Raw genomic sequence first — 11,983 nt, forward strand, 5'->3', positions numbered from 1 at the left:
GTGGTGATGAGGCTCAAGGGAGGTTGTCTATCCACGGACTATCTCCCCTGAGCCAGGATACCACCCATTTTACTCCGCTTCTATCTTCCAATCTGTAATATTATGCGTTGCCACATCAAAGTTAACCCCAACCTTTACGATTGGCAAGCCGCTTAAAGCGAAGCGCTTAGGATATTCCTTAAGATTGATCTGCTTCATCGCTGCATCAGCATCCTTATTGAGCTTCAACTCAAAAAGATAAAGATGGGTAGCAGTTCTCAATACCATATCCACCCTTCCCGATGGAGTGCGAACTTCTACATCTACATAATTATCAAGAATAGAGAATATCACATACATCATCTGCTGATAATGTCCCTCAGAGTCAACATTGTTGCAATACGGAACCGTGGCCAGATAAGCCTGAAGCATCTGCATGGCTCCATCCATATCGTTGCGACGGATAAGAGCTGACATCTTGGCAATGGTCGTAGTTCCCTTCACCGTATTCATACCTATATAATTAGGTAAGAGACTACGGTATAGCCCTACCCGAATCTCCTTGTTAGGAATATCCAGGGTATAGAGTTCCGTCTCCGGATCGTACCCCTTGATGGTGATGTAACCACTCTGATACAATAAAGGCATAACAGATGACATACCTTCTGTTGGTGCATCAAACTCCGACTGGTCGGCTTCACAACTACCAATCTCCGATGGCATAACCTGGAATTTCTTGAGCATTTCTATCAGATAAGTTGGTGTGCCTGAAGAGAACCAATAATAATCCAAACAACCAGCAGCCATAGCATTCAGCAAACTATAAGGATTGAATATATCAGGGGATTGCGCCGCAAAATGATATCCATCATAAAACTCCCGTAAAGCTTCCAATGCTTGCTCTCTACTCTTGCCCATTTTTTTCGCTAGATCATCAACATCCGCAGACATCTGAGACTCCAATTCTTCCTTGGTAATACCACAGATTCCTGCATAGTCATTACGCATACTTATATTCGTAATGTTATTCAGTTCACTAAAGATACTCAATTGCGAGAACTTCGTAATACCGGTCAGGAAGACAAAACGGAGCATTGGTTCACAATCCTTCAACGGACTATAAAAATTGCGCATCACATTGCGAAGCACCGGCAAGTTAACCTCGCTATGAACAACGTCAAGAAGAGGTGCATCATACTCATCAATCAGTACGACAACCTGCTTACCTGTCTTTTCATAAGCAGTCTGGATAAGCGAAATGAGACGGTCGTTCGCATCAACTGCAGGAGATGTAATACCCCATACCTTTTCCTGCTCAGCAAGTCGCCTTCCCAGATATCTTTCCAGCTGGTCTTTCTCCATGTGCTTACCTCCTGCCATACTAAAATGCAGTACAGGATATTCCGTCCACTCATTTTCCAGCTTTTCGATGGCTAATCCTTTGAAGAGTTCCTTTTTGCCTTGAAAATAGCTTTTGAATGTTGAAACAAGCAATGACTTTCCGAAACGGCGCGGACGACTTAAGAAGAAATGCTTGCCACCGCTATGAGTCATGCGATAGACATATTCCGTCTTATCTACATACAGAAGATTCCGAGTGATTATTTCCTCGAATGTCTGGATTCCTACTGGATATAATTTCAATTCTGCCATTGTTCTGTCTTTTAAGTTTCCGGTGATAACAACCTATCAGCCTATTCAACTGCAAAACTAATCATTTTTTCCGTAATCACCAAACATTTCTGCCAGAATCTACTCTTGGGTATTAAATAAGTAATCGAATATCTATGGAAAACTCTTATTTGTATTACAAAATCATTTCTCCTTTCACAGCAACTTCAATATACTGATATTCACAGACTTAAGTGTGAAGGCATTTTTATCGATGCCGCTTCACATCACTTGCAACAAGAGTAAACGATGGAACTGAGAACAGCAAATGAAGGTAAAGTTCATTTGCTGTTCCAAAATTAGCTATTTTACTGAATAAACTCCTCCTTCACATTGAAACAAGGGCAATCTTTGGCGGCAAACTCATTGTGGCCATGAACCGTCGCCTCGGGATATTCCTCCTTCAGCTGCTCTATCAGCGCTTTCAGCGCCGCCTTCTGCTGTGGGGTTCGGGTATCCTTCGGCTTGCCATCCTTGGATAAGCCGCCGATGTAGCATACTCCGATGCTCACGGTGTTGTGACCCTTGCAGTGGGCGCCCACCTCTTCTACTGATCTGCCCACGTGGATGCTTCCGTCACGGTAAATCACGAAATGATAACCGATGCAGAAAAACCCACGCTCACGATGCCAACGGTCGATGTCGGCTACGGTGTAGTCGCGACCTTCTCGGGTCGCACTACAATGAATGATGATTTCCTTAATCTTACGCATAATGTATAAATTAACATGTACAATATAATTACTGGACAGTATGATTGAGATTATTATTAGGAAGAACAATCATATACTCCTTAGGAATCTCGTCTTTCCCCCAGTCCTTGATAACCAACGTTACTTGCTCCTTCTCCTGCAAAGCATCGCTGATCATGTCGCAGAACTCCTGGAACTTCTCCTCGTTGTAAGCCACAAGTCCCGTCTTCAACGACTTGCCCATCACGATGCTTCCATACTTCAAGGCAAGCGGTCCAAAGCCTGGCATAATATAAGGCTTGCGAAGCACAGGCGTCTTCGACACTCGACCTTTCTCCTGCAGAATCGCAGGCATGGTTCTAACCTCCTCTACAATCTCAATCTTGAACTTCTTCTCCTCCTTCTTGCCTTTTTCCTTGTTCTTCTCTTTTTCCTCTTCCGTCTCCTTGATTTCCACCTCTATCTTCTTTTGGAATCTGATAGGTACGGGTGCAACCTTATAACGGCCTGCAGCCATGTATTTCTTAGGATGTTCTACGGTGCCACTGAAAAATACTCCGTTGATAACCAATGTGCCATCCACACTCCATGGAGTGAAGCGACGGCGAAATATAACGATGTTCATAATGATGATATTTTTAGAAAATTAATACTTGTGGGCAGGTCATTAAGGGGGTTGGTGTATTGAAAAACCAAAATGACCCGAAATGACCTTGACCCGAAATGACCCGTTTGTACGGTAGATGAAACTCTTTATACGGTGGATGAAAGTTTCTGATAACGCATATCTGGCAGCACCACTATCAAGCCCTGTCGCTTCCAGTTCTTCAGCATCTGCTTCACCGCCTCGAGAGTCGTGTTTGCACCCTTCACAGAAATGCTCTGCTGCTGTGCTTGCTCGAAAGAGAAGGTTGTGTCCAAACGTTCGAAGATAGAGTCGTTTTTGCCTCGATGTGTGCGATCATACGGCATCTGTCCGCAATAGTCTCTCGAAGAGAAAGCGTCCTCTATGCGACTACGGAAGAAGTAGAGCGCATTGTCCAACTGGTAATCTGCAAGAACATTGAACACTGCGAGCATGGTAGGCGTCTGCATCTTGATTATCAAATCCTTCCAAAGCCCAGGATTCTGCTTCAACAGCTTCTCTGCACCCTGAAAACCATGCTTCTGAATCAACGTCTCTGCCACCTTGCAGAGCATGATGCAGGTCATCATTCTCATCGTGGTAGGACAGATACGGAAACGCTGACGGGCTTTCACCTTGTCATCATTCTTCATTGTCTCCAATCGAATCTGTTCCAGCCACTCCCTACCCTTGGCTTCCAGTTTGGGCAGTTCCACCTCTCCCTCCATCAGCGGCAGCAGATGGGCAACCTGGATGATGCGGTCGCGCTGGCGATCGGTGAGCACATACAGATTTTCTGTCAGCGGAGTAAACGTATTGTCCGGGGTGCGAGCCACGGTAATACGGCTCTGAAAACCATCCGTATAATTGTTCACCACACGGTAAAGCGCATCAGGCGTTCCACACATCACTACATTCCATAACAGTCTGTCTATGTGTACATTCACAGCTTCTGCACTTCTAGCCTCACGCTCATAGCTAGTACCATCGTAAGCCTGACGGAGCATTACGGAGAAGTCGCTCATCGCCGACTTCCATTTCTGCGCCACGGTGTCAGCTTCAGGTGTAAACGAGAAGGCGTGCTTGCCTTCGGTGTTAGCCAATCTTTCTGCCAGATTCGCCACAGTGTTGTTCAGCGTCAGACATCTTACAGGCAGTTTCGGCTCTTCCGGCTGCTCCTTCTTGTTCTTCGCCGCACGCTTCTTGGCTCTCCATTCATCCTCCTTCTGCTGATACATTTTGTCCATATCCTTCACTTCCGAAGTCCAGGCATCAATCACGGGGTCAATGCTTCCCTTACCGGATGCGAAATCTCCGGCGATGTAGGAGATGAGGTTCAGCGAGTTCATCTTGCCGTGAACAGAGACCTTGACGCCCGTAGCCAGCATTCCGATTGCCGGACAGATGGCGGTAATCACGGGCATTGCCAGGGCTGGTCCCACCGCATTGAGCGAATCTCTCACGCCCAGCGGCATTCTCGGCAATGCGTTGTAATAGAACAAATCGTCCTGGGCATTTGCCTCGTCCAGCGCATTGACCAGCGCATCGCTGCCTTCGGAACTTCCGCCCTTTCCAGCCCCCAGCTTCATTCTCTCCTGTCGGATAGCAGAAAGCACATCTTTCAGTCGCTTAGGCATTTGCGTGATCTTCTCGTTCAGCGCCGAGTTGATGCAAGCCATCTTCTCCTGCTCGGGAAAACCATCGTAGCAGGGGATGATCTGAGCCATCAGGCTGCGGTCGAAGCCACAGATGTGGCGAAGGTTCACGGCAAGCTCAAAGGTCAAAGTGTTGCGGTTGGAACGAACTGGCTCATGACCGTCATTATACATCTGCCACCACTTCGAGATGATTTCGGAATATGGGATTCCGAGATAATCATTGCTGGATTGTGATGAAGAAGAAGAGGATGATGATGAAGAAGTAGGCTGAGCCTGATTCTTAGAAGGATTCTGAGAGGATTGAACCTTTTGAGGATTCTGCTGATTTCCCTGGTTCTTCTGACTCTGATTCTTCAGATTCGCTTGATTCATCTGAGAATCCAAAGCCTTCTCTTCCTCATTCTCCAACCAAGGCTTGTAATGCTTGTTAGCCTTGTGCGCCCCCGGAGGAAGTTCCTCCTGTCCATACTTCTCACGCTCCTCCAATACCTTGCCTTCAGCAGCCACGGCAGCCTCATCGTAATCATCCTTGAAGAGTTCAGGCGAAAGATAAAGCAAATCGTCTGCATCAGCAGAAGTCGTGAAATAGACACGATTAATATCGTGAGCCGAAGTATCCATCTCGCACTCCAGCATCTTGGCGATTCTAACCTGATTTTCGAGAATCGTCTTGCCCATTTCTCGCTTGCAAACCGCATGACCACCTTGTCGTGCGCTGCGTTCCAGCATCAGCAGTCCATACTTATCAGGATCCTTCAGCATCAGCTTAGCCGCCTTCTCGAAATCCTGCTTATCGTCCAGGTCGAAGCCGAAAGCCCGGCTTGGCAGCTTCATTCCCTTCACTACCCCCTGCGGATAATGTCCGGAATAATTAAACTGCACCAGTCTTCGCTTCGCCCCATCATTTCCTTCGCGAGCCAGTCGCAAGTTCGCCTTCTGCTCGTAGCTTCCACGAATCAGTTTATATTCCTCTTGCGAGGTGATGGAGCGGGCAACTTTGTGCCCATTCTCCACCCTTATCAAATAACAGCTCATCTATGTGTTTCTACTAACTATTATTAAGTTGAACATCCATATATTTTATCGCTTCAACTGATATTCTACCAAAGCATCTGCAGCCTCTTCTGCCTCCTTCACCAGAGCGTTGCCGATATTGATTCCCTCATCGCAGAACACCTTCAGGGTGAGCTGGATGGCTCCATCCTTGGTCTTGCTCAATCGTCCATGCGCCAGCTTTCTGATCAGTACAGACTGAGAACGTACTCGTGGTTTAACCACGAAATCAAAAGTACCATCCGAGAGCTGCTGGGCAACGCCCTGCGAACGGAATCCCAGCACCTTCTCTCCCCCTCCATGCTCATTAGGAGCAAAGAGGAAACACTTGCTTTCATCGTAGAAAGCCATACCACCCAGCTGCACGTGCTGGCTACCATTATTCACCTGCTGGCCATTAACCTGCTGATTATTTACCTGCTGATTGTTTACATTTTTCTTCATATTCTGAATTGATTTGCGAGAAGAAACGTGTGGATTTTTGCGCGCTTTACCATGGAAGATCCTCCGCAGTCCCAACTCAGTTAATAATTAAGGCTTTTGCCCCCTTTTTACCTTTTTACTTTTTTACCCTTTTACTTTTTCAATATCCGTAACGAGGATATCCTGATAAACCTGCCCATTATACTCACGAGCCGTGAATCTCAGCGTAACTGCAACCAGTGCTCCCGGAGCAAACTTACACTGCGCCATATTGCCCAACATTGCCGCAGCATATTGGTTCTCGTACTTGCCGCCCATCTCCTGCAACACGATGTTGCACTTCATCATCTGGCCGTTCTCACTCTTCTGGCTCTGCACGGCGAAAGCCTCGCCCTGCTTCACCACTCTCATAATCTGAGTATTCATATTATAAAGTAGTCGGAAGTTGTTTCAAGATCACCAAACCATTTCGGCGTTGTCTTGTTTCTTCGACGCTGCAAAAGTACTGCGGAAAACAAGGCAAAACAATCCTTTTCCCACAACTTCCCCGAAAAACCCTCGATTTTGGGAAAAATCGGGCATTTCTTGGGAAAAAGTAAGAAGAAAATCAAAAAGGAAGTTAAAAAGTAAAGAAAATCAAAAAATCACTCCTCTTTCCCCCAAAAAATCCCTCATTTTTTCCCAAGGTTGGGAAAAATCTTGGGAATCTTGGGAAAAATCGGAGGAATCTTGGGAAAAATCACCCCCACAACCAACATTTTAACACTCCAAATATTTATAAATCGAAAAAAATGCTTATTTTTGCACTACAATTCAGTTAAACGTTTTAAAAGGAAATGTATATGAAACGGATAGAAGAACGATATATTAGCTTGCTTACCGATTTCGGTTTTAAGCGTATCTTTGGAACAAAACCTAACAAGGATTTGCTCATCAATTTCTTGAATTCACTGTTTGATGGTTTTCAGGTCATCAAGGATGTGAAGTACTTGAATAGTGAGCACGTTGGTGATGTTTTTGCCGAGCGCAAGGCCATCTTTGATGTATATTGCGAAAATGAGCGTGGTGAAAAGTTCATCGTTGAGATGCAGAATGCTTATCAGAAGTACTTCAAGGATCGTTCTTTGTTCTATTCTACTTTTCCTATCCGTGAACAGGCTCCAAAGGGGGCTGAATGGAACTTCAAGCTTGAACATGTTTACACTGTTGCTCTGCTGAATTTCGACTTGGAAGAAGAGGCATTTGACAAGAATGATATCAACCATGATGTGGGCTTGCTTGACAAGAAGACTCATAAGGTTTTTAATGACAAACTTTCTTTCAAGTATGTTGAGATAGCGAAGTTCAACAAGACAGAGGAGGAACTTGACACACTTTATGATAAGTGGTTGTATGTGTTGAAAAACCTTTCCCGATTGGATGAGCGTCCTGCTGCCTTGAAAGAGAAAGTGTTTACTAAACTCTTTGAGGAGGCCGAGATTGCAAAGTTCACCCCAACAGAGTTGAAAGAATATGAGGATAGTTTGAAGGCGTATCGTGATGTCAAGAACTCTATAGATACGGCTTTGGAAAAAGGGCGTGAGGAAGGTAAAAACTCGAAAGCTCTCCAAATAGCAAAAAAGATGTTGGATGCTGGCATGGATATAGAAACAGTTATGCAAATAACAGATTTGTCAAAAAGTAAGATTGAGAAACTAAAATGATAAATCTCTATTCAAATTAAGCCTCCAAATTGCAAAATAAGTGGTTCAAAGAGCGAATAGTCCCATTTTGAGGCATTTTTAAGGCTGTAGTTGCGTGCTAAAGTTGTTTGACCAACAAATGAACACTAACTATTAGCCAGAGTTAGTTAACGCCAAGGGCAGAATATAACTCCCAAGGCTATTGTTTAATTTAAATAGAATCCACATTTTAAAGTGGACCCATGTATAGAAATATGAAAAAGTATATTTTATGGCAATTAATACTCCTTTTATTTGTACCGTACTCTTCTATTAAGGCGCAAAGTCTTGTAAATTTAGAGAGTATAGAGTCACGTGCTTATGATTTTTGGGGGCCTAGTAAAATAGACAAAGATATTTATGTTTATTCCCAAAATGTAAGTGTTAATCCAATTAAGACACTTCCTATTAAATTGATTTATAGTTATGACTATAAGAGAAGGATGATTCGATACCTATTGAGCAACTCTAATAGTTATAAGTAACTGTTCAAAATTAATTTTATAAATATGAATAATTCACGAATAAGTTCGTATCCACAGACGCCAAGGCCCTGTTCGTACAATAGAAAAGCGAGTCCGTAGTCTCGTAATCTATCGGTCTTATCCATTTGCCCTTAAGTATACGCCAAAGAATCTCGGCAGGATTAAGTTCTGGAGAATAAGGTGGAAGATAGAAGAGGAACAATCCTCTTTTCTCCCAAATTTTTCTCAGTTCTTTAACTTTCTGATTTCTATGAACAGAAGCATTGTCCAAGACAATTACAGTCTTCTTCGTTACATTGAAAGAGAATCTGTCAAGATAGTCTACAATCTTGTCTGCGTTGATGGACTCTTTTGTGGTAAAGCCTTTATACTGGTTCCTTTGGGTAATCATGTCAAATATATTAAGCCAGGCTACTTTCTCGGATGGAATGTAAATATCCTCATTCTTGAATTGTCAGCCATATGGAACATAACCATTTGTACAGACATGGCTTTCGTCGGCATAATATAGCACAAGTTCTCCTTTGGAATCAAGTTCTTCAAGTTCTTGCAACTTCTCTTTCTTGTATGCGTAGAGCTGCGGTGAGGGTTTGCCCCTTGGGCGTTTTCTTATACGCTTATATCTTGCACAAATGTTTCTAAAAACGTTTGAAAGTAATGTCACTGGTTTCTTTACCAGTCGCATTCTGCCATGCTTCACGTGCTTTGGACACACTCTGACGGTCTTCCTCAATTGCCATGCGGACTGCTTCTTCATCAGAACAATCCATAATAGGCTTTCGTCCCTGACCAGGACGTGTCTCCAAGCCTTTGATGCCATTTTCTTCATAACGTTTGACCCATGCGTAGACAGTAGGTACTGTTACCTCAAGCATTTCTGCTATTTGGGGAGCTGATTTACCTTCTGACTTCAGCAATATGGATTTGCATCTGATACGAAAACTATGAGTAGGGCCATTATGATAGCCTTTCTCTAATTTGAGGCGATCAACCTCTGATAATTCAAGTACTTTTATTGGTTTCATAATTCTTTTTTCAATAAAACAGAAAATTAACCATATTAGTACTGATATATATATAAATAATTTAGATCACTTACTTATTAATACGTATATTTGTAATATTTTAAATTGGAATGAATATGAATGCAAAATTTTATAGATTTATAGTCAAAGGGAACGACAAAAAAGGAGGAGTGCTATATTCTCCTAAAAGTTGGCCATATCCTATAGCGGTCGATGGACAAGAAGTCAAAAATTGGGAGTCTCTTGTTGTTGAATTAAAAGACGGAATTTATAGACCATTTCAGTTATGTGTAGGCGGAGCCAATATGGTTAATCAAGATTTGAAAGACTTATTGCAGTCTTTTATAGGTATTAGTAATGACGTTGAATTTTTACCGGTTAGAGCTATAAGTGAAATATATGGCGAACAAACGTACTATATTATGCATTTTAAAAAGATTTTTGATGTCATAGATACTAAAAATACTTTATATGTTGAAGGGACAGATTCTGTTATAAAATTGAAGCTTGACTATAATAAGGTAAAAGATTTAAAGGTCTTTAATTCACAGCCAGCTATAAATGATATCATCGTATCTGATGAAGTTCGTAAAAGCATACGAAAAAATAAGCTTGATTTAGGGTTGGAATTTATGCCTGTGTATTGTGGAGGGGAGTGATTATATGGAAGAGGAAATAAGACATTGGATTCAGCAAATCAATGATGAGACAATATTGCCATCTGATATTGTCGCGTTCAATTTTGGACTTTTTGAATCTGAAGAAGGATATTGCATTTATTTGACAGGTTCAAAATTTTATGATGAATCTGATGATGATTGGGCTTGTGATATAGATTTTGAGCCAAATAGAAAATATTTAATGCTCGCCTCTGGGAGTATTCAAAATATGAACTGGAAACAAATTCTATATAAGGTCAAAAATATTATTTTCAACTTCATTACAGCAAATGCCTACAAGCTACCCTTGTTTGTTGGTAAAATAGTTACAATCGGCTTTGATGATGGGGATTTAGTCAGAATACAATAATATCTATTTTTCGGTTTATCTACAATCCATTTGATTCATATCACATGAGTTAAATGGGTTGTATTTTAGTTATTCACTTCTGATTGAATATTAACGATAAAACTCAGGAATATGTAGATTTCCACAAAGATGGGAAAACGATCCTTTATGGAGATAGCAACAAGTGTTCGAGTATAAGTCTATCCAAACACTTGCTGCTACAATGTCTTGTTGCTTATTACAATTCTAATGTTTGCTTTCTGATGCTTTTGCAATGCAGGCACAGTTTTCTCATCAGTATTCATTATGCCTATAGCCCTAAAATTGTTGCCATCTTCCTTGTGTACAAGCTTTGTGCTATGGCTTGCCACATCAAATTGATAAGAAATATTATCATAGCCTTCAAAGGAAATATGAGCTGTTCTTGGCTCATTGAAAAGATACTGTATTATTTTCAAAGAAAAAAGTGTTAATAAAGAATAATAAGTTTTATTTTTAACTTTTATATGTTTTTATACCTTTATGGGGGCTACTCGCCCCAAACCCCTCGTGTTTTCAGGTAAGTAACTGTTCAAAATTAATTTTATAAATATGAGCTATAATTCACGAATAAATTCGTACCCACAGATGCCAAGGCCATGTTCGTACAATAGAAAAGCGAGTCCGTAGTCTCGTAATCTATCGGTCTTATCCATTTACCCTTAAGTATACGCCAAAGAATCTCGGCAGGATTAAGTTCCGGAGAATAAGGTAGAAGATAGAAGAGGTACAATCCTCTTTTCTCCCAAATTTTCCTCAGTTCTTTCACTTTCCGATTTCTATGAACAGAAGCATTGTCCAAGACAATTACAGTCTTCTTCGTTACATTGAAAGAGAATCTGTCAAGATAGTCTACAATCTTGTCTGCGTTGATGGACTCTTTTGTGGTAAAGCCTTTATACTGGTTCCTTTGGGTAATCATGTCAAATATATTAAGCCAGGCTACTTTCTCGGATGGAATGTAAATATCCTCATTCTTGAATTGTCAGCCATATGGAACATAACCATTTGTACAGACATGGCTTTCGTCGGCATAATATAGCACAAGTTCTCCTTTGGAATCAAGTTCTTCAAGTTCTTGCAACTTCTCTTTCTTGTATGCGTAGAGCTGCGGTGAGGGTTTGCCCCTTGGGCGTTTTCTTATACGCTTATATCTTGCACCAATGTTTCTAAAAAACGTTTGAAGGTAATGTCACTGGCTTCTTTACCAGTCGCATTCTGCCATGCCTCACGTGCTTTGGACACACTCTGACGGTCTTCCTCAATTGCCTTGCGGACTGCTTCTTCATCAGAACAATCCATAATAGGTTTTCGACCCTGACCAGGACGTGTCTCCAAGCCTTTGATGCCATTTTCTTCATAACGTTTTACCCATGTGTAGACAGTAGGAACAGTCACCTCAAGTATTTCTGCTATTTTGGGAGCTGATTTACCTTCTGACTTCAGCAATATGGATTTGCATCTGATACGAAAACTATGAGTAGGGCCATTATGATAGCCTTTCTCTAATTTGAGGCGATCAACCTCTGATAATTCAAGTACTTTTATTGGTTTCATAATCTACTTTTTCTATAAAACGGAAAATGAACCATATTAGTACTGAT

14 protein-coding genes are annotated in these 11,983 nt (G+C 41.9%); 4 read left to right on the plus strand and 10 right to left on the minus strand.

Annotated elements, in window-relative coordinates; genetic code table 11:
• Window positions 1-69: 69 nt before the first annotated feature.
• The 6 genes from DXD25_RS12220 to DXD25_RS12245 all read right to left on the minus strand — a co-directional run bounded on the left by DXD25_RS12220 (window position 70) and on the right by DXD25_RS12245 (window position 6,527).
• The gene (locus tag DXD25_RS12220) at window positions 70-1,632 is read right to left on the minus strand and encodes an ATP-binding protein (protein ID WP_117663750.1); all 1,563 of its coding nucleotides are present in this window, start codon (window positions 1,630-1,632) and stop codon (window positions 70-72) included.
• 326 nt (window positions 1,633-1,958) lie between these two features.
• Window positions 1,959-2,363 carry an N-acetylmuramoyl-L-alanine amidase gene (locus tag DXD25_RS12225; protein ID WP_117663751.1) on the minus strand — a complete coding sequence of 135 codons (405 nt, stop codon included), beginning with the start codon at window positions 2,361-2,363 and terminating at the stop codon, window positions 1,959-1,961.
• A gap of 28 nt (window positions 2,364-2,391) precedes the next feature.
• Window positions 2,392-2,967, minus strand: coding sequence for a hypothetical protein (locus DXD25_RS12230; protein ID WP_117663752.1), 576 nt, complete (start codon window positions 2,965-2,967; stop codon window positions 2,392-2,394).
• A 128-nt stretch (window positions 2,968-3,095) separates the two neighbouring features.
• Entirely contained in the window at window positions 3,096-5,660 is a 2,565-nt protein-coding gene (locus tag DXD25_RS12235; protein WP_117663753.1) for a DUF3987 domain-containing protein, read from the minus strand.
• A 45-nt stretch (window positions 5,661-5,705) separates the two neighbouring features.
• Window positions 5,706-6,122, minus strand: coding sequence for a hypothetical protein (locus tag DXD25_RS12240; RefSeq protein WP_117663754.1), 417 nt, complete (start codon window positions 6,120-6,122; stop codon window positions 5,706-5,708).
• A 123-nt stretch (window positions 6,123-6,245) separates the two neighbouring features.
• Window positions 6,246-6,527, minus strand: coding sequence for a DUF3127 domain-containing protein (locus tag DXD25_RS12245; RefSeq protein ID WP_117663755.1), 282 nt, complete (start codon window positions 6,525-6,527; stop codon window positions 6,246-6,248).
• Window positions 6,528-6,546: 19 nt separating this feature from the next.
• Between DXD25_RS12245 and DXD25_RS16505 the strand changes: the two genes are divergently transcribed.
• Window positions 6,547-6,864, plus strand: coding sequence for a hypothetical protein (locus DXD25_RS16505; protein WP_147327907.1), 318 nt, complete (start codon window positions 6,547-6,549; stop codon window positions 6,862-6,864).
• 73 nt (window positions 6,865-6,937) lie between these two features.
• The gene (locus DXD25_RS12250) at window positions 6,938-7,804 is read left to right on the plus strand and encodes an Rpn family recombination-promoting nuclease/putative transposase (RefSeq protein WP_117663756.1); all 867 of its coding nucleotides are present in this window, start codon (window positions 6,938-6,940) and stop codon (window positions 7,802-7,804) included.
• Window positions 7,805-8,323: 519 nt separating this feature from the next.
• Here DXD25_RS12250 and DXD25_RS12255 read toward each other — a convergent pair.
• A complete protein-coding gene (locus DXD25_RS12255) occupies window positions 8,324-8,743 on the minus strand; it encodes a transposase (protein ID WP_370453421.1) in 420 nt (139 codons plus the stop codon).
• 202 nt (window positions 8,744-8,945) lie between these two features.
• A complete protein-coding gene (locus tag DXD25_RS12265; RefSeq protein ID WP_117663759.1) occupies window positions 8,946-9,332 on the minus strand; it encodes a helix-turn-helix domain-containing protein in 387 nt (128 codons plus the stop codon).
• A gap of 116 nt (window positions 9,333-9,448) precedes the next feature.
• Here DXD25_RS12265 and DXD25_RS12270 point away from each other — a divergent pair, with 116 nt between their 5' ends.
• Entirely contained in the window at window positions 9,449-9,991 is a 543-nt protein-coding gene (locus tag DXD25_RS12270; RefSeq protein ID WP_117663760.1) for a hypothetical protein, read from the plus strand.
• Between the two features lie 4 nt (window positions 9,992-9,995).
• Window positions 9,996-10,361: a hypothetical protein gene (locus DXD25_RS12275; RefSeq protein WP_147327908.1), complete on the plus strand. Its 366-nt coding sequence runs from the start codon at window positions 9,996-9,998 to the stop codon at window positions 10,359-10,361.
• A gap of 562 nt (window positions 10,362-10,923) precedes the next feature.
• On the opposite strand, the gene DXD25_RS12285 is transcribed toward DXD25_RS12275, so the two are convergent.
• The gene (locus DXD25_RS12285; protein WP_367379918.1) at window positions 10,924-11,346 is read right to left on the minus strand and encodes a transposase; all 423 of its coding nucleotides are present in this window, start codon (window positions 11,344-11,346) and stop codon (window positions 10,924-10,926) included.
• A 173-nt stretch (window positions 11,347-11,519) separates the two neighbouring features.
• Complete coding sequence (locus DXD25_RS12290; protein WP_117663763.1) at window positions 11,520-11,936, minus strand: helix-turn-helix domain-containing protein; 417 nt, start codon at window positions 11,934-11,936, stop codon at window positions 11,520-11,522.
• Between the last annotated feature and the right edge of the window lie 47 nt (window positions 11,937-11,983).

The sequence above is a fragment of the Prevotella sp. TF12-30 genome, assembly GCF_003436715.1.
Lineage (GTDB): Bacteria > Bacteroidota > Bacteroidia > Bacteroidales > Bacteroidaceae > Prevotella > Prevotella copri_A.